We start from the raw sequence: 20,943 nt of genomic DNA on the forward strand, positions 1-20,943 counted from the left end.
CACTCCCATCCAACCGAATGTCGTCAACAAACGACAGCACATCAGTTGACAACGCACGCAATCACATCGAAACTGCTCGAATGTTGACACCAATCGCCTCCTCCTTCGCTAAGTACAACCGCATGGGCGCCCATCTGGGCGTGCCACTGGAGGCCTGCTTGCGTTAGATTTGCAGCATTGGAGTCAACGGGCCTCGCCGGGAATACGGACGAGGCCTTTTGCTTTTATGGCGTCTCCGTTACCGGCATCACTGCATCACCAACGGAGATGAAAAATGGAAAACACCAAGCCGTCACACGACTACACCAGCTCCTCGAATGAGGCGATCTACCCGACCAGAGGTCCGGCGCGGTCGACAGGTTGGGAAGCCGAACAGCACCACGCCAGCGGAAGGAACGCAGTACACCTCCCGCTCACGAGGATCTTTCAACCTTACGAATACTGGCAGCACACAGCGCGTGACGAAGCGGAGAACGACGCATATGTATCGTCGGCTTCCGAGCCCGATCCGCCGAAGAGTGGCTGGCCCACGGCCCCTCCTGTAGCCATCGCTAGCTGGTTACGGGGCTGGGCAATACGCGGTCTCGTTTATTTTCGTGTGCTTTAAGCATGTCGTAAGCAAACCGCTTTAAGGAGCGGACACGCTGGGAGAGCGCCTGATTCGTCAGGCGCTCTCCCACGTCTAGCCATACCTAAAACGCTGACCCTTTAGCAAGCGACAACTCGCGGTTTAACGCTCCACGCCCGCAACCTCGACGCCAGCCTTCAAAAAATCGACAAAGGCACGCAGCGGCGCAGGCAGATGACGACGGCCCGGATAGTAGAGAAACGGCCCCGAAAAACGCTGCCACCACGGCTCGAGAATCGGCTCAAGCGCGCCGCTATCCAGATGCGGACGCAACATGTCCTCAAACAGGTGAATCACGCCGACGCCGGCAACAGCCGCGCTGATCGCAAGATCGACTGCTGCACCCGGTCTGACGAGTAGCGGCCCCGTTGGATCCAGCCGTACCACTTCGCCGTTCTGCTCGAAGTCCCAAGTCGGCTTCGCGCCGCCCGCAAACTGGCCGCGCAAACATGCATGCCCAAGCAATTCGCCCGGATGATCAGGTCTTCCATTCGCATCCAGATAGGACGGCGCCGCGGCCGTAGCAAAGCGCTGCACACGCGGCCCAATCGGAACCGCGATCATGTCCTGCTCGAGTCGTTCGTCGTAACGAATGCCCGCATCGCAACCAATCGACAGCACATCGACGAATCCATCCTCAACCACGACTTCTACGCGAATGTCCGGATAGGTTTTCAGAAACGCGGCAATGACGGATGGCAATACGATGCGCGCGGCACTCGATGGCACGTTGAGTTTGAGCGTCCCACTCGGTTTGTCCCGGAACGTGTTCAGGACATCGAGCGCCGCTTCCATCTCGCTGAATAGCGGAGTCAGTCTTTCGATGAGACGCAATCCCGCTTCCGTCGGAACCACACTTCGTGTGGTCCGGTTGAGCAGCCGCAAACCGAGCTTCGATTCGAGGCGACGCACGGCAATGCTCAGGCTCGACGCGGAAACGCCGCCTGTTCTGGCCGCGTCGCGAAAGCCACCCGCGCGAGCAACCGAAACGAACGCTGCAAGATCGTTGAACTCCATGGCGATTGTTCACTATTTTGAACGACCCGTTCAATCTAGATCGGATTATCAAACAACGCAAGGCTACCCATACTCCGGCTCAACACTTGCCAAGGAGTCACACCATGTCGAAATTCATTCCCACCAACACATTTCAGTTTGCCGGTCGTCCCGTGTCCCGCGTAGGTTACGGCGCCATGCAGCTTGCTGGCCCCGGCGTATTCGGGCCGCCGAAAGACCGTGACGCAGCCGTCGCCGTTCTGCGTGAAGCGATCGCGCTCGGTGTCGATCACATCGATACAAGCGATTTCTACGGGCCGCACGTCACCAATCAGATCATTCGCGAAGCGCTCCATCCCTACCCGGACGATCTGCTGATCGTCACCAAAATCGGGGCGCGCCGCGGCGAGGACGGTGCGTGGATTCCGGCGCAGGAACCGGAAGAAATCGAGCGCGGCATTCACGACAACCTGCGTAATCTCGGCCTCGACGCGCTCGATGTCGTCAATCTGCGGATCATGGGCAACGTCCACGCGCCTGCGGAAGGATCGATTGAAAAACAGGTCACCGCGCTTGCCGAACTGCAACGCAAGGGACTCGTCCGTCACATCGGTCTGAGCAACGCAACGTCGACCCAGGTCGCCGAAGCGCAACGCATTGTCGAGATTGTTTGCGTTCAGAACCAGTACAACCTGGTTCAACGCGACGATGACGCACTAGTGGATGAACTGGCTGCCAAAGGCGTGGCGTATGTGCCGTTCTTCCCACTGGGCGGATTTACACCGATACAGTCGTCCGCGCTGTCGACGATCGCCCAGACGATCGGTGCAACGCCGATGCAGGTCGCGCTTGCCTGGCTTCTTTATCGTGCGCCGAACATTCTGTTGATCCCGGGCACGTCATCGGTGGGGCATCTGCGTGAAAACATGCAGGCGGCGCAGTGTGTGCTGACCGACGAGGTTCTTGCTGAGCTGGATGCGATCGGTCGAGGCAATACCGCGCATTGATTGGAGAAGGTTTTACGGAGAAATGAGCGCTACTTGAACGATTACTCGTTACGCAGCAAATTGCGCAGCATGCGCTCCGGGTTCATCAAAAACGAGCGCATGACCTGATAGTGTTCGGTTTCTTCGTAGGCCACCTTCGACATACCGTTCGCGTCGAACTGATAGATAGTCGCATCGGGATAGGCCATCAGGATCGGCGAGTGTGTGGCGATAAAGAATTGAGAATCGTCGGTGACGAGATCGTGGATACGCGCGAGGGCGGTAAGTTGCCGCTGCGGTGACAAGGCTGCCTCAGGTTCATCGAGCAGATACAGACCCTTGCCGCCGAACCGGTTCATCAGGAGCGCCATAAACGACTCACCGTGCGACTGTTCATGCAGCGAGCGGCCGCCATAGGAATCGATGATGGGCGGTGAAAACGCTGGCTCTTCATCGAGTTTCTCGATTTCAGTCGCGACGTTAAAGAAACTCTCCGCCCGAAGAAAGAAGCCGTCTTTCGGACGCCTCACGCCCTTGGCTATCCGTAGATAGTCTGCGAGATTCGAATGCGAGGTCCGCGTTCCAAAGTTGAAGTTCTTTGTTCCGCCCTCCGGGTTGAAACCCATCGAAACCGCGATGGCCTCCATCAACGTCGATTTACCCGAACCGTTCTCACCGATCAGGAACGTCACCTTGGGATGCGGGACTAGCGTGTCGAATGAACGGACCGCAGGCAGCGAGAATGGATAGCGGTCGAAAGACTCGACTTTCTCTCGCTGGAGGGAAATCCGGCTGATGTGCTGGGTGGAGAGCATGGCGGTCTCGCTGACAGGGCTTCGCCGTATTTTAGAGGAAGCGGTCATTCGCTATCGGCTAAAATGCCTTTCGCCAGAACTGGTCGGAGTTTCCAGCAAAATCGCAGGGCAAGTTCTTGCTCTCGCTTTTAAAGCAACGGGCGATGCGTGAAAAAAGGTCTGTTTCTCGTTCTCATTGTGAGTGCCGTGTTAATCATCTTTGGGGTCCGTCAGTTTCACTGGGAGGGTATAGATCTCTGCAATGGGGGGTTCCACGGCCGCGTATACGTGCGCACGTGTCATCGATGATTACGCATCGATTTCGCGCGATCGGACATGGTTCGAACCAGTAATTTCTTGCTGATTGCGGCCGGTCATTTTTTGAGTTTTTTGCGGCGGCCCGCCGATTTGTCCTTGATCACAGTCGTGAACCGTTGCGCCAGATCAAACACATGGGGCCGTTCAGACTCGCCGTCCAGGTAGAGTGTTTTTTCCAGTCGACCAACCGTCTTCAAGCTACGAACCATCACCTTGCCGCTATCCGGATAGGTGCAAACCTCGTGCGGATCATTCAACCCCACGGCGAAATAAATCAGTTCTTCATCGAACGGATTGGCCAGTTGATGAGCGATGCCCGTACCTGCCGCACAAGAGATGCAATCGCCTGCGCCAATTTCTTGCACTGTGTCGCCGTAGCGAAGCACCCCACGCCCGGACAGCACGAAAAAAATCTCGTCCTCGCGCGTGTGCGTATGAAATGGACAGGCAGTGCGGCCGGGCGGCACACGTGACAGGTTAGCGCCAAGTCGACCGGGTATCGCATCGAGCGCAGGCGTAAGCGGCTTCCAGGCGCTACCCCAGTGCTTGCCATCCTTCTGCTCGATTTCCTTGACATCGTTGACGTTCACAACGACGGGTGGTGCGGCTTTCTTCGTGGATGGTTTTTTCATGTCTCTGTCTGATTGTGGGAGTTGTAATCGCAAATAGAGGGCATCTCAGGCAACGGAATTGTTAGGCCCCGAAGTCGATAACCACCAGCCGGCTCCAACGAACCACGCGGAGTGGTCGGCGAGTGTTTTCAATCTTAGCGACCTGACGGCATCAGCCGTGTTCGACGCGAAAGCGTTGACCAGAGATTCCCCGGTCGCGTCATCGCGCGCTCCAATGCATTCGATGAACATCGCCGGGCAGATCAACTTCGCCGCGTAGGTATCAGTGCCCATGCGTGTCACGCGCAGCATGCCACCGAGACCGCGGTTTGGAGTCAGCGGGAAAATCAGACGACCACCGTCGTTCAGCGCTTCGAGCCAGCTATTCAATGGGTGTGTCGCACCGGCACTAATGTAGATCAGATCGGACCGCGCCAACACGGCGCTAGTGCCGCTCTCTTCGACTACCCGGACGTGCTTCAAATGAGCAAGATTCGATGACGCCCGAACACTGAGACTCGGGTCAATCTCATACGCAGCCACCTCCCCGGTGTCGCCGGTGAGGTGCGCGAGAAGCGCTGTGTAATAGCCGGTTCCCGATCCGATGTGTGTAACGGTTTCGCCCGGCGAGATCGCAGCCGCGTCGAGACAACGTGCGTGGAGGCTAGGTTCACCGTTGTTAAGACCTCGATCGGTTCTGAGCCCAAACAGAATGTCCTGATAGAGAACGGCAGGGTCAGCGGTGTCGGTCGAGATATATCCGGTCGGCGTAAATACCTGCCATGGGCCGGGACCGAGATAGTTCTCTCTCTCAACTGCCGCAAACGCCTGCTGGATTCTCGGGTCTTTGCATTCTCCGTGCGCTGTTACGTAGCGTGCATAGAAGGTACGGAGCATGTCTACGTTTGTCATCGATCGGCTCTGTAGAGAGATCGAGTCATCGTAACAGGTACGCTCTTGCAGAGTCTCGCGGGCAACCTGCCCGCGATTCCCCGCTTACTTGCTACTTACCGGCCGAAACCAGATAGGTCAGCGTCGCTCCAGAGTCCCAATAGCAGTGTGTGTCGATGAGTGCCTGCAGTCCGTGCCGGCCTTCCTGACTCGTCGCATGAATGCGCGCGACGAACGCTTCCGCTTCTGGATCGTTTAGCGCAGTGGTCCAGTCGTTGACCTGTCTTTCCCACAAGGCCGACCGTGTGTCGCCATACGCATCAACCAGCTCATCCAGATTGACACGGGTTTCCATGTCCAGATACGGTGGCAAAATCGGCGCCGCTTTATCTGAAAGCCATGTGCGAATGCCGGAGAATCCAGCAAGCTGAAACAGCCTGGGTAAGCGATCGCCTATCGACAACCCGCCTTCACCAGCAGCGCGCTTGCCCTTCTCGCAAATCAGCGCGTACCGGAATGCGTCGCAGAGTTCGTCGATCGACAAATCCACTGTTGCCGCATTGGATAAGGCGACGTGCGCGAGATTGCAAGGCTCGACGCAGATCACAATGCCTCCAGGCCGCACTACTCGCTTCATCTCCTGCAACGCCGCGAGCGGATCGGCGAGGTGTATGAGAACGGTCTGACACGTCACCACATCGAAGCTGTCGTCGTCAAAGGGCAACTTATGAGCGTCGCCGCTTTGAAACGTAACCGTTGCGCCAAGCGTGGCAAATGCCGATGTAAGTGCCGCGTCGCCACCCGACCATTTCACGTCCCGGTCCATCGCGGTGATGTGAACGCCTTCCGCCATGCGTGGCGCAAGTAACAGACTCCAGTGACATTGCCCACAACCCACATCCAGAAGGCTGCGACGCTGCGCCAGCTGCCAGCGATGCGACATCAAATCCAGGAACTCAGCGTTCCACCAGAAATTACGAGAAGGACCGAACCACTCTTCCGAGTGGGCGAGCGAAGATAGGAGCGCCGATGCGCCCGCAGTTTGATTCTGTTCCATGAGGAATCCCTTATCCGTGCAAAACCACCGCAATCAAAAGATTGACGGTCACCAGAAACCAGACGGCGGGATAAGGGCTTACATAGGTAGCTAAAGTCGCGACCAAAGGGAGGAGGTGTGATCCTAAGCTATATCCGGCGGGAAATGCAAGTCGAGCAATAAAATCCAGCACCACAGCGGCGTTCGTTCGAGTGATGACTTCTGACTGTGTGTGCTGACCGGTAGGTCGGTAGGTCACCCCCAACTGGCGACCTACCCTCAACAAAACCACTAACAACAACGCCAGTTAGAAATACAACGTAGCCCCATACGGTGCAGAGTAGATGCTATAGCTACACTGCGGCGTAAGCGACCCACTCGCATTTGCCGAATTCCAGGGCGGCGAAGCGATCTGTGTTTGATTGATGTCGTAGACCCCGATGTCGTAGGAGTTGATCAATCCGTTTTGAGGGTACTGGTCACAGGTATCGATGCCATAGGCTTCCAGTACACTGCCAAACACCCATGTCAGCGAACCTTGCGGATTGGTATTGAGCGTAGTGCTTTGGCCTGTATGAAGATCCTTGGACACGATCGCCCAGGTGCCGCAATTCTGAGTGCCTGCTGCGCAAGTCGAGTGCGTGTCGCCAACAATCCCATCACCGGCAGAAACATTGATCGGATCGCTATGGTAAGTCGTGCCGCTCACGCAACAGTTCCAGCTTGCCATCGTCCACGCGTGGTCGTTGTAGCCATTCCATCCGAGCACCGGTTGAAGAATCGACACCACGTTAGGAAGCTGCTCGAGACCCGGGAAGAAATACACAATCTGATTGCCGACGTTGCTCGGATTCGACGGCACCGTCCAGCTCGCTACGATGCGACCGATATTCGTTCCGCTCTCGTAGTTGGTGGACTCGACCCAACCACTGATGCTGGGATTCGCACTCTTCACCTGCGCGCTGGTCTTGCCATCAACTTCAACCTTCGCGCCATTCATGGCGTAATGCGCCTGCGTGCATAGCGCAGGTTTGCGAAGCGCCCCTTTGCTTTGCGCGATCGTGCCGTCCACGTTCAACGTTTCTCCCGAATGCACGGTCTGCACGCACTCGGGTGAAAAGTATCCGTTGGGGGTGACTACAAAATTACTGGGCACCCCTTGCGGACGAAGCGTCTCCTTGAGCATGCCAACCGATGTCAGTTTCACATCGGCAGAAGCGACGCCTTGTGCTTTTGCTTCAGACAACCCGGCAACAGTTGTTAGCACCAGTAGCGAGGCAACTGCCCAGGTGCAGTTACGCCGTATAACATTCATCATGAATTTTTTCATCACGCTCACGCTCCTGTTTTGTTTTGCGAAAACGATGAGACGATCGCGATCGCATCGCGACGCTTCATCGAGGCTTACTAAGAGGCTGTGCTAAATGAACTTTTGAGTCGATCGATCCGGATCAGCAACAATCTGTACCGGCATTCACCTCAATGCCGTTGCATAGCTGTCTGAATTCGATCTATGTGGCTAAATCAGCTTAGTCCACACATGACACTTTCACGACCTATTCATGTTGATAGTCAGGCGGTTTCAATGTGACGAGCTGAAGCGATCAGTAATTGGGAATTTGAGTTTTCCTTGATCTTTGAGCCTTGATCTTTGAGGCAAGGAAAACTCCATGACGACATCACCACGGAATCGTTTGATCTTCCCAGCGTGTGAATGTCCCTGTCGGGCTATCCGGACCAAGCAACGCGACACGTACCGCTTCGCGCGCACCTTGCTCGACAGTATCGGTGCCTGCATATCCGTTGAGGTTCGTTTTGGTAAAGCCCGGAGAAATCGCATGGACCTTGATCCCTTCCGGCTCCAGCTCGAGTGCCATAGCAACGGTCAAAGCATTGAGCGCCGTCTTGGACGCCGGATAAACGGGCCCGAAAATCCCGCGATAGTGAAAGGCCGGATCCAGGTTCGTCGTCAGCGATCCAACGCCACTCGACACATTGATAATGCGAGCGGTCGCCGCCTTGCGTAGAAGCGGCAACATTGCCTGATACACAGCGAGGACACCAAACACGTTCGTGTCCCACACGGCACGCATCTCGTCGATTGACACGATGCTAGGGCGCGTCGTCTTTGAATACTCTTCAACGGACTGATCGGGCCGCTTGTTCGTATTCGAAATCGCAGCGTTGTTGATGAGCAGGTCGAGACGACCCAGCTCTTTACCGATGCGCTCCGCCGCGGCCGCAATCGAAGCCTGATCGGTAACATCGAGCTGGAGCGCGCGTGCGTCCGGCCCAACCTCTTTAGCAGCAACCTCACCGCGCTCCAGATTGCGCGACCCGACCAGCACCGTGAAGCCATGCGTGACTAGATCTTTAGCGATCTGAAGACCGATTCCTTGATTAGCCCCGGTGACGAGAGCGATGGGTTTGTCATTCATAACAAGCTCCTTATGGCATTACGTTGTAGCGTGAGTTTGAAATTCAGCGCAAAGGCGCGGGTGCATCAGCGAACCTCGGCTGCCCATGCTTCGGCGTCGGCGCCGGCGGGAATACGCATCGGCGATGACGGATCGGTTGCCGCGCGCCATACGGCTTCGGCAACGTCCGTTGCATGGGTAAGCGGAGAAGACGTATCGCCGAGCCGCGCCATGACTTCCTTGACGAGATCGGCATAGTCCTCGTGATCGAAGCCGTGCATGTGAGCGCGTGCGTTGTCGCCAAAGCGGGTTTCAGACGAACGGCCCGGCAACACGAGGCGCACGCGAACGCCGAACTGCTCGACTTCCGCTGCCATCGATTCGGTGAATGCGTTCACCGCCGCCTTGCTCGCGCTGTACGCCGCAATCAGCGGCAATGCCTTTAGCGTCACGCTCGAGGTGACATTCACAACGACGCCCGCCCGACGTTCGCGAAACTGCGGCAGAACCGCTTGCGTGACGGCGATCGTGCCGAACGTGTTGGTCTCGAACAGTTCGCGCACCGTTGCGGGCGGAACGAGTTCGGCTGGTGCCGCCGCGCCAAAGCCGGCGTTGTTGACGAGGACATCGATTGGGCCTGCGGCCTCGATTGCCTCGCGAATGCTCTCCGGATTCGTGACATCGAGCGCCAGCACCTGCAGGCGCTCTGAAGGCGGGAGCACGTCGGCACGCGGCGTGCGCATCGTAGCGACGGCGCGCCAGCCGCGCGCGAGGAAGTAGCGAGCAGTCTCAAGACCGAAACCGGATGAGCAGCCTGTGATCAGCACCGTTTGCATGGGGACTCCTGTGAGGGGGTTGGTGTGTGCCCATACGATAGATTGCCGAGACCGTACTTGCTACAATCAACAATCCAAATTTCATTTGCGAGAGTCCGGCGATGATCGATCCATTAGCCGAAGTAGTGACGCTGCTGCAGCCGGGGGCGCGGTTCTCGAAGCTGATCCACGGCGCGAGTCCGTGGAGCGTCAGTCGCTCGGATGCCGGGCAGCCGTTCTATTGCGCGGTCCTCGAGGGCGGATGCCGCATGGCCATCGACGGACATGAACCCATCGAACTCCTCGCGGGCGACTTCGTCCTGATTCCCGCGGCGTACGGTGTCGCGATGTCCAGTCTCGAGCCGCCGCCGGCGGGCGTCGAGACGGCGGCGCCGGTCAAGCTGGGCAACGGCGAATTCAGAATCGGTGCGCCCGACAATCCGATCGACGCGCGGATGATGGCGGGCCACTGCAGTTTCGGTTCGCCGGATGCGTCGCTGCTGGTTTCACTGCTGCCGCAAATCGTGCATGTGCGCGGCGAACAGCGGCTCGCTACGCTCGTGCAACTCGTACGGGAGGAAACACGCGAGCAACGGCCTGCGCGCGAAGTCGTGCTCTCGCGACTGCTGGAAGTGCTGCTTATCGAGGCGCTGCGCTCGACGGCAGAAGGAACGAACGCGTCACCGGGTCTCGTGAGCGGACTCGCAGATAGCCGCCTCGCGGCCGCGATCCGCGGAATGCACGAACAGCCGACGCGCGCGTGGACGGTGGCCGAACTCGCGAAGCAAGCCGCGCTTTCGCGCTCGACCTTCTTCGAGCGTTTCAACCGAGCAGTCGGCATTGCGCCGATGGAATATCTGCTCACGTGGCGCATGGCGCTTGCGAAGGATCTGCTGCGCCGTAATGAAGGTCGTATTGCGGAGATTGCGGAGCGTGTTGGTTATAGCTCTGCTAGTACGTTTAGTGTTGCTTTTACTCGGCATGTTGGGCGGCCGCCTACGCAGTATGCGCGGGAGGTGCAGGCGGTGGCGGACGGGGTGTGAGAGTGGGTGAACCGGATGGTCTCAGTTGTAGAGATCACGTGCGCGGGGATCAAGAGGAAATACGAACATGGCCTGATTCAACTCGCAGCAATCCCAGCCAACAATTCAGCAAGCACTTCCGGCTGCGACATAAACGGCGAGTGGCTCGCGTTCATCTGATACACAACAGTTGGCAAGCCAGGCACAAAAGCATCCGCCTCTTCAATGAAGCGTTTTTGCAGCGCCGGACGAATCGCCCAGTCCTGAAGACACATGATGTAGTGGCGGCGCACGCTACCCCATCGTTCCCGTGTCGTGACAATAGGCGTAGCAAACGGTGCGACGGGAACATCCGGCGTCAACAGATTGGCAACTGCGAGGTATTCCTCCTCGCTGACATCGCCGTAAAAGGTCTGCTTGCCGTTCGCCCGATAGCTCGCATCCTCGCTGCGATGATCCATACGCAGTGCACCGATGGTCGCCGGGTCCGCCTTTAGCTGGGAGCCGACGAGTTGGCCTGCGTTCTCGGGCTCAGTGATGTATGCGATGCCTGGAACCCCCGATCCCGGCATGAAGGCCGCCAGGTACACGAGGTCGGCGATATATTGCGGAACACGTTCGGCGACTGCGGTAATTGGCACGCCGCCCATGCTGTGTCCCACCAGAACAACCTTGTCGTGACCCAACGCGCGCACTTCCTCGATGGTTCGAACGATTGAGTCGACATAGTCGTCGAGTGTCGTGTCGGCTACCGGAGATCTTTCGGTGGCGAACGCTGCACCGTCGAGCGGCCTGCGCAAGTACGACAGCGGAATCCTGGCGTTGAGTCCATGTGCGGGCAAATCGCGGGCGACAGCCGCGTGACCTCGACCGGCCAGCAGCGGAATGATGCGTTCATAGGTCCACGCACCATGCCACGCGCCGTGAACAAGGACGAAAGGCGTCTTGCCGCGGGCTGGCGATTGCCCGCTTAAAGTCGCATTCGTACTAGCGTTAAGCGCAGCAGTTCGGCCGGATGATTCCCGATCTTCGATCGACATGAGTGTGTCCTTATATCGGCACTGGAAAGTGCGGATGATTCTCTCATACGGACAATTCCAGGCAACTACGCGCTGCACCGATTATTGCTCAGAGACACGCTCACTATTTTCTCTGTCACAGCCGTTCCGAATGCTGCCGTCTTTCTGGCATCACCGCGTAGCCGTCGGCCTGATCACAATCTCATTCGTATCCACATCCTCCGGCTGCGTGATCGCGTGCAGGATCGCACGCCCAATCGCTTCCGGTTTAATCGCAATCTGCCTGTACGTACGCATCAGTTCGATCGCTTCAGGATCGGTGATCGTGCTCGCCAGTTCGGACTCGACCACACCTGGATAGACGCAGGTGACACGCAGCTTGTCGTTCTCCTGTCGCAAGCCGTCGGAGATCGCGCGAACCGCGTACTTCGTCGCGCAATACACGGCTGCAGTCGGCGACACGCTCAAGCCGCCCACCGACGAAACATTGATGATGTGGCCGCTCTCCTGTGCTTCCATGATCGGCAGCACCGCGGCGATGCCGTACAGCACGCCGCGAATATTCACGTCGATCATACGGTCCCATTCGTCCACCTTGAGCGAACGCATCGGCGATAGCGGCATAACGCCGGCGTTATTCACGAGCACATCGATTCTGCCGAAGCGCTCGAGTGCGAATGCCGCGAAGCCCTGCATCTCCTCGCGGCTGGTGACATCCAGCGGCATGTACTCCACTGTGCCGCCCGCGCGGCGAATCTCTTCTGCCAGTATTTGCAGCCGATCGCCACGGCGGGCGCCGAGGACGAGCTTTGCGCCCGCCGCCGCAGCGACGCGGGCGACGCCTTCACCGATGCCCGCTGAAGCGCCGGTGATCAGAATGGTTTTTTGCAAGGTCGAAGTGGAAGTGTTCATGACTGGTTGAGGTCGTTGGTTGCGGTGACTGGACAATACGTGGATGGCATGCAAAGATCGAGTAGCTACAATTACATGGGCCATTAAGACCAATTAACCAATGACCGATCCATTCGACGGCATGACCGCATTTCTCGCCGTGGCGGAGACCAGCAGCTTTCGTCAGGCAAGCGAGCGACTGGGTGTGACGCGCTCGGCGGTTAGTCAAACCATCGCCAGGCTGGAGTTACGCATCGGTGCGCCGCTGTTCCAGCGCACGACCCGCAGCGTGCGGCTCACAGAAGCCGGCGAGCGCCTGCTCACCGTGTTGCAGCCGGCCCGCAGAACTCTCGAAGCCGCGCTGGAAACGATCGGCGACGCGCATGGAGCACCGGCAGGGGTGATTCGCATCGCGGTGTCGTCGATAGCGGAACGCATCCTGGAAGGCCGCTTGTTCGCGACGTTTCTCGAAGCGTTTCCTCAAATCGAACTAGGTGTGTGGGTCACCGATGACGAGTTCGATATCGTCGGCGCGGGTTTCGATGCGGGCGTGCGGCTTGGCGAAGTGATCGAAGCCGACATGATCGCCGTGCCGGTTTCCGCGCCGCAGAGGCAGGTGGTGGTTGCATCGCCGGGCTTTGTCGCACGGTGCGGCGTGCCTGCGAGTCCGGGCGAGTTGATCGACTATGACTGCATCGGCTGGCGGCCGGCACCAGGAACCGCACCGTATCGCTGGGAGTTTGCAGACGACGGCCGGTCGTTCGATGTCGCCGTGAACCCGCGCACCACCACGAACGACATGCGCCTGATGATCAATCTGGCGCTCGCGGGCGCGGGCATCACCTTCGGCATGGAAGAGACGTTCCGCCCTTATGTCGCGCGTGGTGAGCTGCAGGTGTTACTCGAAGCGTTTTGCCCGCTTATCCCTGGCTTTTACTTGTACTTTCCGTCGGGCCAAAAGATACCGGCAAAACTGCGTGCGCTCGTCGACCATGTGCGATCGGCAGTGCCGGCGTGGCCGCCAAAACCGGGTTCGTCATAGCGCAGAGTTCAGGCAGAACGACGACTGAACCGTTGCTCGACAACCGTGGTGCCCCACTGCGTGCCTTCTGATTCCTCGGTCAACTGAAAGCCAAACGATTCGTACAAATGCCGCGCAGCATCGAGACCCTTGAATGTCCAGAGATAGGTTTCACTGAATCGCCCGTCGACGAATTTCATCGCGCGTGCCATGAGTTGTCGCCCGACACCGGAACCACGCAACGAATCGTCCACGATGAACCACCGCAAATGAGCGACACCTGTTTCATCATTTCCATCGATTGCCAACGAAGCCAGCGTCCGGCCATTTTCAACGTAGAGCCATAGCGCCTTGCCATCGGCGGGCAACGTGTCGACGAACCCGGCAAGCCCGGTCGCCACCTGCTGTTCGAAGAACGCACCGAAGCCCCAGTGCTCCGAATAGAACCGCGCGTGCAAGCTCGCGATGTCACCGATGCAACCGGGCTGGTAGCCCTCCACAATCCGCGCTGCTGTGGCAGTGGCAGCGGCATCGGCTGAAGTCGGTTTGACGGCATTGTCCTGCGCGAGTGCGTCGGCGTACAACGCGAGCGAACGGACCAGGGTTTGCTGGTCGGCAGGCACCATCCGTCGAAGCGCGTTGGACACCTGGTCTGTCGCAAACCGGTCGATCTTTTTCCGCAGCTTCTTCCCTGTATCCGTCAGATACAGCTCGGACGTGCGGGCATCTTCGTCCGCAACCGTGCGCGTGACCAGACCGCTCGCTTCGAGCCTCGCGACCTGCCGGCTCGTATTCGATTTGTCGAGGCGCAGGATGTTGCCGAGGTCCTTCGCGCTTATCCCCGGTGCCGCGCCGATTTCGATGATCGCATGCACCGCCGAAGGCGCGAGATCGCTATCGGCCAGCGTCGTTCGCATGAAACCGAGTTCGCGAACCAGTCTTCGGGAGAAGTCACGAAGTTCGAGAATGGTCGTTTCCCTAGGTTTAACTGGAGCGTCGACGAGGTCCATGAACAGGCTCATATAAGTTGCGATCCGCAACCAATATAGTTGCGACCCACAACTTATGCAAGCTGGGTTTACCAGGGAACGGTTTTGCCGAGATAGTCGACGTAATGCAAGCCGGCGTGCCCTTCATGAGCCTCGATCGTATTGACCAGGTTCGGAATGCTTTCTTCGATGGTCAGGCGCGCCGCGGGACCGCCCATGTCCGTCTGGACCCATCCAGGCGCCATCAGCAGAAGGCTGCGCGGATGCTCGGCGCTGCGCACCGCGTAGGTACGCATGAACATGTTGAGCGCCGCCTTGCTCCCTCGATAGACCTGGTAGTTCGCGTTGGTGGCATTGGTGATGCTGCCCTGTCCCGACGACATCACACCGATCGTTCCAGTCGGCGGGACAAGGTCTTCAAGCGCGTCGATGACGCGCATCGGGCTCAGCGAGTTCGTCACCATCACCCGAACGAATTCTTCGGTCGATACGTCCGCTATCGTTTCACGGTCGTCGTTCTTGACGCCTGCATTCACAAACAGAACATCGATCCGCCGATCGGCCAGGCGGGCGCGCAGCGCTGCGACCTGCTCCGGGATTGTGATATCGACCGCTTCTACTTCGAGTGCACCAGCAGAGGCTTCTGCGAGACGCCGCAGCTTTTCTGTAGAGGTCGCCCGCCCGGTGGCGATAACCCGGTAACCGCGCTTCAAATACTCTTCAACCATTGCAAAGCCAAGGCCACGTGAAGCGCCAACAAGGAGAATGGTTTTCTGTGAAAGTGTGTTTTGCATCGAAATCCTTTGTATACGAGGCCGCTTTCGAACGCCAAAGTCACGAAAGCAATCCTCTTCAATCAATCGTGCAGAGAATATAGGCGCCCAAAAGGGATGGCGGAAGCCGCACCGAATGCAACTAAACTATGCATCGGACGCCATACCCCTTTCCGCCTGCTACGGGTCAAAAGATGTCTGAACCGGACCTCAATCTTCTTTTCGCGCTCGATGCATTGCTCACCGAGAAAAACGTGACGCGCGCGGCCCGGTCGTTGCATTTGAGCGCCTCCGCCATGAGCCGCACGCTGACCCGCCTTCGCACTGCAACCGGCGATCCGCTATTGGTCCGCGCCGGGCGCGAGATGGTACTGACGCCGTACGCCGAGCAGATTCGTGAGCCGACACGCAATGTCGTTCAGGAAGCGCGTTCGTTGCTGCGCCCGTCACCGGCGACACTCGATCTTTCGACGTTGCATAAAACCCTGACGATCCGCGTCAACGAAGCGTTCGTAGAGGCTTTCGGCGCGCCATTGATCGCTGAAGTAACCGAACTCGCGCCGCACGTGCGTTTGCACTTCTCATCGAAACCGGAGAAGAACGCGGAATCGCTACGAAATGGTTCTGCCGATCTCGAGATTGGGGTTCTGGAAGGGATGGGGCCTGAGGTACGCATTCAGGCATTGTTTCGAGACCGCTACCTGGGGGTGGTCAGAAAAGGCCACCCGCTCCAGCTGAAGAAGGAAGTGACAACGGAGCAATACGCAGCATTCGGCCACGTCGTCACGCGGTACGGTCACCAGACCATCGATGCGCTTGACGCGGCGATCGCACGGTTTGGCCTGGAACGAACGACTGTTGCGATCGTGCCGAGTTTTCCGGCCGCGCTGGCGGTGGCGCGAGCATCCGATCTGATCGCGCTGCTGCCTGCGTCTTTCATCGACACCCAGCACGCCGCCACATCCGATACCGTCTACGCGTTTGAACTTCCTGTGGCGATCGAAGGCTTTACGGTTTCGCAGATGTGGCATCCCCGTTTAGAGAATGATCCGGTTCATCGCTGGCTGCGGCAGCTGGTTCTCAGAGTCTGTCGTCAGGTGGTACCGCTCTGACTTAACCCGCATCGAGACTCGCGAGTGGCGCATTCAAAGGCGGCTGCCGTTCGGTATTCGCAGCCGCGATCCCATCGACGCGCGACAGATGATGCCGATTGTCGTGATCCCATGGATGAAAGCCTGGCCGGAAGAAACTCAACCACTCCCCTGCAATGCGCGGAAACACCCCATGGCGCGGACCGTAGAGAAACTTGATCACCCGCCACAAGCCGCGCACGCGATGGTCGGCATACCGGTCGGAGCGGATCAGTTGGGTATGCAGCAGGAACACGACGGGCCAGAACGTCGCCGTCGCTAGCAGAAAGACGCCGACGCGCTTCAGGTAGCGTACCGGACCCGGCTTCATCACGGTATTCCAGACGTCGAACGCTACGGACTTGTGTTCGGTTTCCTCAAGTGCATGCCAGAGCCACATCTGCCGGTAGCCCTCCTCCGATCCTTCCAGGCGAGACGGATCATCGAGCATCAGCCCTGCGAGCATCGCCGTGTAATGTTCGATAGCGACGGTATGGGCAAGCTGCATCCAGTGAGGCATCACCCGTTTCATCCAGCCTGTCACCATCCAGTTCTGCTGGTCGAGCCTGCGGGCGGGCAGATGGTTGGCTTGCAGCAGCTCGTTGTATTCCACGTGTTCACGGCTGTGCATCGCCTCCTGACCGATAAACGCGAGCACCTGCTTCTTGAGCACCGGGTCGTCGATCTGGTCGCGATAGTTGCGCACGGAATCCATGAAGAAGCGTTCGCCCGCCGGGAACAGCAACGACAGTGCGTTGAAAAAATGCGAGACCTGCGTGCCTTGTCCGTGCCAGTTTTTCGCGCGCTCGACCGGCAGACTGAAATGCACGTCGCGACGGACGGGCATCACGAACGTTGGGTTCGATTGGGGAGGCATGAGCCACCTATCATTACATTGATGAATGTAACGATAGGACGATGTGGGCTTCGGATGCAAGGCGCGCGCTAGTGGCGGACTTCCAAACGCGGCGCCTGCCCGGTGGACGCGGGTGGGACCCGCTCACGCAATCAGCCCGCCAGATGCGCGATCAGGCTGCGCGCCACCGGTATCAGGTTTTCGCCACCCAGCATACCGAGCAGGCCGACCAGCGCAATCATCGGCGGCGCCGGTGATTTGACGTTGACCACGCTGTACAGCAAGCCGACCGCGACGCCGACCGCAAGTGAAATCAGATAGGGTTTCATCTCGGGTTCCTCGCGTCAGTCATTGCATATTGATCACGACACGGCCGCGCGTTCCCGCCGCCACCGCTTCGTACGCTTCGCGAGCTTGTGCGAGCGTGAAACGCTGCGCGATCACCGGTGCTTCGAAGCGACCGCTTTCGAAGCCCTCGGCAAGCGCAGTCATCAGTCGCGCGGATTCGGTCACACCGAGCTTCGCGCTGTCGGTACCGAAGAGTTGTGTCTCGTTGTGATAGAAATCGATCAAATCGAATTCGACGCGACGCTTGCCCGTCGCACTGATTTCGACAACCCTGCCGCGCTGCTTTGCGAGTCCGAGTGCGATCTCGAACGCGACGCCACCCACTGCGTCGTAGACGACGTCCGCACCGTGTCCGTTTGTCAGCGCCTTGACGCGTTCCACTGCGTGCTCGTCGAACGGTACATACGCATCGATCAGGCGAGCCGCTGGCGAATCGGCCACGGGCGGTTGACGATCGACGGCAATCACGCGCGCACCACGTGCCTTCGCGATCTGCGTGACCGCGCCGCCTACGCCGCCGGATGCACCGATCACCGCAATCGTTTCGCCTGCGGCGAGCTGCGCGTAATCGACGGTACCGAGCCACGCGACTACGAAGTTCACACCGATCGCTGCGGCCTGTTCGTGGCTGAGTGTCGACGGCTTGCGGCTGAGTGCCGCAATGGGAATTTCGATCAGCTCCGCGTGCGTGCCGTCGCGCGTAAAACCGATGTCGCCACCGGTGCCCCATACTTCTGCGCCGAGCCATTCGGCGGGACCTGCTACGACGACGCCGCTGAAATCGCGGCCGGGAATGCGCGGCGCTTTCGTATGCGCGAAATGGCCGCCGACGTTCTTCACATCGCTCGGATTCACCGATGCGCTTTTGACTCGCACCAGCGCGTTGCCGGCGGCCGGTTCTGGCGTGGCGAGTTCGACGTGTTCGAGAACGTCGGGGGCACCGAAGGTTTTGAACTGAATGGCTTTCATCACACGACTCCTGGTTGACCGGGTGCTGCATCGAGCAGCTTCAGGACGAAGTCTAGATTGCCGGTTCGCGGTTGTCTGGACAGATGCTTTCGAATTTCGGACAACTGCCGGGGGTCGTGTTTACGCGTTGCTCCGGCCTGTGACCGGTTTAGTTGGCACCGTTTGAAGCGAGGTCCTCGGTCGATACATCGAGCGTCTGATGCGGGTGGAAGCCGGTCGGCGGTGCGCCGAGTTCGCGGCGGAACATATCGCTGAAACTGCTCGGCAGATAACCGAGCGCACGCGCAACACTGCTGACCGCCTGGCCTTCGGCAAGCCACGAGATCGCCACGGCAAGCTGCACCTGGCGACGCCATTCGGCAAAACCCATTCCCAGTTCGCGCTGAAACAGCCGCGACAGCGTGCGCGAACTCGCCCCGACCGAAGCCGCGTGGTCGTCGAACCCGATATCGAGTGACGGGTTTGCGACGACCGCATCGCACAGCATCGCGAGCCGTCGGTCGGAGGTGCCCGGCAACGGAATACGCTGCACGTGACGGCGTGCGTGCGCGAGTTCCATTACCGTGAGCCGATAAGCCGTCTGCAGATATTTTTCATCGCGTTCGGCTTCACGCTCGGCCAGCGTCGTGATCAGTTCGCGCAGCAGGCCGTTCACTTCGAACACATCGGGTCGCCGGCTCAGATGCTGCACGTAGCGCTTGTGCAAATAGACGTTGCGCATGTCGACGCTACTCATCATCGAGATCGCGTGGTCGGTGCCGGGCGGTAACCAGACGGCGCGCTGCGGCGGCACGATGAGCGCCTCCCTGCCGATCTCCACCCACATCACACCAGCGACCGCATACAGCACCTGCGCCCAGTCGTGCTGATGCGGATCGATGCGCGTGCCGCGCGGGTAGTGCCGCGCAAGCGAACGGCCGTGTTCGGGGCCGGCGTGCAGATCGGGAGGAAGTGCTCTGGGCATGTGGAGCTGTGGTGGAAAGGGACGCGCGGGGTGGTGCGGCAGTCGATGCGCCGTAGCATACCGCAGCGCTACGGCCGTGCGACTGCCGCGCAACAAGAGCATCGTTACGTCGCAACGAAGGCTGCATTCGACAACACAGAGCTTGCGCGCAACGCTTCACGCAACGCCGCGTTGTCCGCCGACGGCGCGGCGAATTCGCGCTGCAACTGCGCGAGCGCTTCATCGACGGGCAGCGTGATCTGCGCACCATCGCGTCGACGCAACGTGACACTCTCGCTGTCCGCTTCGCGCGCACCGGCAATCGCAAGCACCGGTACGCGCCAGGCACGCGCGTCGACGATCTTGCGTGGCAACCGCTCCGACCGGAGGTCGGGCAGCACCCGCAGACCCGCATCGGCGAAACGCATCGCCAGTTCGTCCGCATATGCGTATTCCCGCTCGCCGACATTGGCCACGACAATCTGATCGGGCGCGAGCCATCCCGGCAGCCAGCCGTCGTGATGCTCAAGCAGAACGCCGATAAAACGCTCGAGGCTGCCCAGCACCGCGTGATGAATCATCACCGGCCGCGCTTTCGCACCATCGCGACCGATGTAGTTCGCCTCGAGCCGCTCGGGCAGCACGTAGTCGAGTTGCGCCGTTCCGCATTGCCAGCTTCGTCCATAGCGGTCCGTCAACTGAAACTCAAGCTTCGGGCCGTAGAACGCGCCTTCGCCCGGCTGCATCCGCACCGCGAGATCCGCCGCCACAGCGGCCTGCGCGAGCAGCGCCTCGGCGCGGTCCCACATCGCATCGTCGCCGGCGCGCTGCGCAGGCCGCGTCGATAGCGCGACATCGAAGCCCGCAAAACCGAAATCCGCATACACGTGACGCAGCAGCACGCAAAACCGCACGAGTTCGCTTACCACCTGTTCTTCCGTGCAGAAGACATGCGCATCGTCCTGCGTAAAGGCACGTGCCCGCATCAAGCCGTGCAGCGAACCGGAAGACTCCGCGCGATGCACTGCACCGAACTCCGCGTAGCGAATCGGCAACTCGCGCCAGGAACGCACGCGCTTGTTGAAGATCTGCACGTGGCATGGGCAACTCATCGGCTTCAGGCACGCGTCGTGACCGTCGCTATCGAGCGCATACATGTTGGCGCCGAACTTGTCCCAATGACCGCTCTGCTCCCATAGCGAGCGCGCAAGCAGCTGCGGCGTGCGGATCTCTCGAAAGCCGGCCTGCTGCATGCGCGCGTGGATATAGCCTTCCACGGCGCGATACAGCGCGAGCCCGCGCGGATGCCAGAAAATCATCCCGGGACCTTCGTCCTGCTGATGAAACAGATCGAGCGCATTGCCAAGCGCACGGTGATCGACGTCTTCCACGATATTCTCCTTCGGGTTACGCACGCGAACCGGACGGAGAATGAAAAAAGCCCCGTCCTTTGCGGGCGGGGCTTTGGGTGTCTTGCGACGCGTCTACCT

Annotated in this window: 22 protein-coding genes; 5 read left to right on the forward strand and 17 right to left on the reverse strand. The window is 59.2% G+C overall.

The window, feature by feature from the left end:
* Window positions 1-730 precede the first annotated feature (730 nt).
* Window positions 731-1,645 carry a LysR family transcriptional regulator gene (locus BWP39_RS26880; RefSeq protein ID WP_096725272.1) on the reverse strand — a complete coding sequence of 305 codons (915 nt, stop codon included), beginning with the start codon at window positions 1,643-1,645 and terminating at the stop codon, window positions 731-733.
* Between the two features lie 104 nt (window positions 1,646-1,749).
* On the opposite strand from BWP39_RS26880, the gene BWP39_RS26885 reads away from it, so the two are divergent.
* Entirely contained in the window at window positions 1,750-2,631 is an 882-nt protein-coding gene (locus BWP39_RS26885) for an aldo/keto reductase family oxidoreductase (protein ID WP_096725273.1), read from the forward strand.
* Window positions 2,632-2,672: 41 nt separating this feature from the next.
* Here BWP39_RS26885 and BWP39_RS26890 read toward each other — a convergent pair whose 3' ends face one another.
* Window positions 2,673-3,425: an AAA family ATPase gene (locus BWP39_RS26890; protein WP_096725274.1), complete on the reverse strand. Its 753-nt coding sequence runs from the start codon at window positions 3,423-3,425 to the stop codon at window positions 2,673-2,675.
* On the opposite strand from BWP39_RS26890, the gene BWP39_RS31790 reads away from it, so the two are divergent.
* Window positions 3,424-3,576 carry a hypothetical protein gene (locus BWP39_RS31790; RefSeq protein WP_157915189.1) on the forward strand — a complete coding sequence of 51 codons (153 nt, stop codon included), beginning with the start codon at window positions 3,424-3,426 and terminating at the stop codon, window positions 3,574-3,576. The two genes, BWP39_RS26890 and BWP39_RS31790, sit on opposite strands and share 2 nt — an antisense overlap.
* A 202-nt stretch (window positions 3,577-3,778) precedes the next feature.
* Here BWP39_RS31790 and BWP39_RS26895 read toward each other — a convergent pair whose 3' ends face one another.
* From BWP39_RS26895 to BWP39_RS26920, 6 genes are all read right to left on the reverse strand, one after another.
* On the reverse strand, window positions 3,779-4,354 hold the full coding sequence (locus tag BWP39_RS26895; RefSeq protein ID WP_096725275.1) for a cupin domain-containing protein: 576 nt from the start codon (window positions 4,352-4,354) through the stop codon (window positions 3,779-3,781).
* Between the two features lie 45 nt (window positions 4,355-4,399).
* Window positions 4,400-5,245, reverse strand: coding sequence for a protein-L-isoaspartate O-methyltransferase family protein (locus BWP39_RS26900; RefSeq protein ID WP_207557127.1), 846 nt, complete (start codon window positions 5,243-5,245; stop codon window positions 4,400-4,402).
* A gap of 91 nt (window positions 5,246-5,336) precedes the next feature.
* A complete protein-coding gene (locus BWP39_RS26905; RefSeq protein WP_096725277.1) occupies window positions 5,337-6,281 on the reverse strand; it encodes a class I SAM-dependent methyltransferase in 945 nt (314 codons plus the stop codon).
* Window positions 6,282-6,567: 286 nt separating this feature from the next.
* Window positions 6,568-7,590 carry a hypothetical protein gene (locus tag BWP39_RS26910; protein WP_133116946.1) on the reverse strand — a complete coding sequence of 341 codons (1,023 nt, stop codon included), beginning with the start codon at window positions 7,588-7,590 and terminating at the stop codon, window positions 6,568-6,570.
* A gap of 349 nt (window positions 7,591-7,939) precedes the next feature.
* On the reverse strand, window positions 7,940-8,698 hold the full coding sequence (locus BWP39_RS26915; RefSeq protein WP_096725279.1) for an SDR family oxidoreductase: 759 nt from the start codon (window positions 8,696-8,698) through the stop codon (window positions 7,940-7,942).
* Window positions 8,699-8,763: 65 nt separating this feature from the next.
* Window positions 8,764-9,513 (reverse strand): SDR family oxidoreductase, encoded by a 750-nt coding sequence (locus BWP39_RS26920; RefSeq protein ID WP_096725280.1) that lies wholly within the window; start codon window positions 9,511-9,513, stop codon window positions 8,764-8,766.
* A 101-nt stretch (window positions 9,514-9,614) separates the two neighbouring features.
* Here BWP39_RS26920 and BWP39_RS26925 point away from each other — a divergent pair, with 101 nt between their 5' ends.
* Window positions 9,615-10,535, forward strand: a complete 921-nt coding sequence (locus tag BWP39_RS26925) for an AraC family transcriptional regulator (RefSeq protein WP_096725281.1) — start codon at window positions 9,615-9,617, stop codon at window positions 10,533-10,535.
* Window positions 10,536-10,612: 77 nt separating this feature from the next.
* Here the strand turns inward: BWP39_RS26925 and BWP39_RS26930 are convergent, their stop codons facing one another.
* A complete protein-coding gene (locus tag BWP39_RS26930) occupies window positions 10,613-11,554 on the reverse strand; it encodes an alpha/beta fold hydrolase (RefSeq protein ID WP_096725282.1) in 942 nt (313 codons plus the stop codon).
* Window positions 11,555-11,704: 150 nt separating this feature from the next.
* Window positions 11,705-12,445 (reverse strand): SDR family oxidoreductase, encoded by a 741-nt coding sequence (locus BWP39_RS26935; protein WP_096725283.1) that lies wholly within the window; start codon window positions 12,443-12,445, stop codon window positions 11,705-11,707.
* A gap of 100 nt (window positions 12,446-12,545) precedes the next feature.
* On the opposite strand from BWP39_RS26935, the gene BWP39_RS26940 reads away from it, so the two are divergent.
* Complete coding sequence (locus BWP39_RS26940) at window positions 12,546-13,466, forward strand: LysR family transcriptional regulator (RefSeq protein WP_096725284.1); 921 nt, start codon at window positions 12,546-12,548, stop codon at window positions 13,464-13,466.
* 8 nt (window positions 13,467-13,474) lie between these two features.
* Here BWP39_RS26940 and BWP39_RS26945 read toward each other — a convergent pair whose 3' ends face one another.
* Together BWP39_RS26945 and BWP39_RS26950 are read right to left on the reverse strand one after the other, a co-directional pair.
* On the reverse strand, window positions 13,475-14,455 hold the full coding sequence (locus BWP39_RS26945; RefSeq protein WP_096726200.1) for a bifunctional helix-turn-helix transcriptional regulator/GNAT family N-acetyltransferase: 981 nt from the start codon (window positions 14,453-14,455) through the stop codon (window positions 13,475-13,477).
* Window positions 14,456-14,523: 68 nt separating this feature from the next.
* Window positions 14,524-15,228, reverse strand: coding sequence for an SDR family NAD(P)-dependent oxidoreductase (locus BWP39_RS26950; protein WP_096725285.1), 705 nt, complete (start codon window positions 15,226-15,228; stop codon window positions 14,524-14,526).
* Between the two features lie 173 nt (window positions 15,229-15,401).
* On the opposite strand from BWP39_RS26950, the gene BWP39_RS26955 reads away from it, so the two are divergent.
* The gene (locus BWP39_RS26955) at window positions 15,402-16,319 is read left to right on the forward strand and encodes a LysR family transcriptional regulator (RefSeq protein ID WP_096725286.1); all 918 of its coding nucleotides are present in this window, start codon (window positions 15,402-15,404) and stop codon (window positions 16,317-16,319) included.
* A gap of 1 nt (window position 16,320) precedes the next feature.
* Here the strand turns inward: BWP39_RS26955 and BWP39_RS26960 are convergent, their stop codons facing one another.
* From BWP39_RS26960 to thrS, 5 genes are all read right to left on the reverse strand, one after another.
* Window positions 16,321-17,214: a metal-dependent hydrolase gene (locus BWP39_RS26960; protein WP_096725287.1), complete on the reverse strand. Its 894-nt coding sequence runs from the start codon at window positions 17,212-17,214 to the stop codon at window positions 16,321-16,323.
* 131 nt (window positions 17,215-17,345) lie between these two features.
* The gene (locus BWP39_RS26965; RefSeq protein ID WP_096725288.1) at window positions 17,346-17,522 is read right to left on the reverse strand and encodes a DUF1427 family protein; all 177 of its coding nucleotides are present in this window, start codon (window positions 17,520-17,522) and stop codon (window positions 17,346-17,348) included.
* A 19-nt stretch (window positions 17,523-17,541) separates the two neighbouring features.
* The gene (locus BWP39_RS26970; protein WP_096725289.1) at window positions 17,542-18,510 is read right to left on the reverse strand and encodes a quinone oxidoreductase family protein; all 969 of its coding nucleotides are present in this window, start codon (window positions 18,508-18,510) and stop codon (window positions 17,542-17,544) included.
* A 148-nt stretch (window positions 18,511-18,658) separates the two neighbouring features.
* A complete protein-coding gene (locus tag BWP39_RS26975) occupies window positions 18,659-19,474 on the reverse strand; it encodes an AraC family transcriptional regulator (RefSeq protein WP_096726201.1) in 816 nt (271 codons plus the stop codon).
* A 104-nt stretch (window positions 19,475-19,578) separates the two neighbouring features.
* On the reverse strand, window positions 19,579-20,844 hold the full coding sequence (gene thrS / locus BWP39_RS26980) for a threonine--tRNA ligase (RefSeq protein WP_096726202.1): 1,266 nt from the start codon (window positions 20,842-20,844) through the stop codon (window positions 19,579-19,581).
* Window positions 20,845-20,943 lie beyond the last annotated feature (99 nt).

This window comes from Paraburkholderia acidicola (assembly GCF_002362315.1).
GTDB classification, from domain to species: Bacteria; Pseudomonadota; Gammaproteobacteria; order Burkholderiales; family Burkholderiaceae; genus Paraburkholderia; species Paraburkholderia acidicola.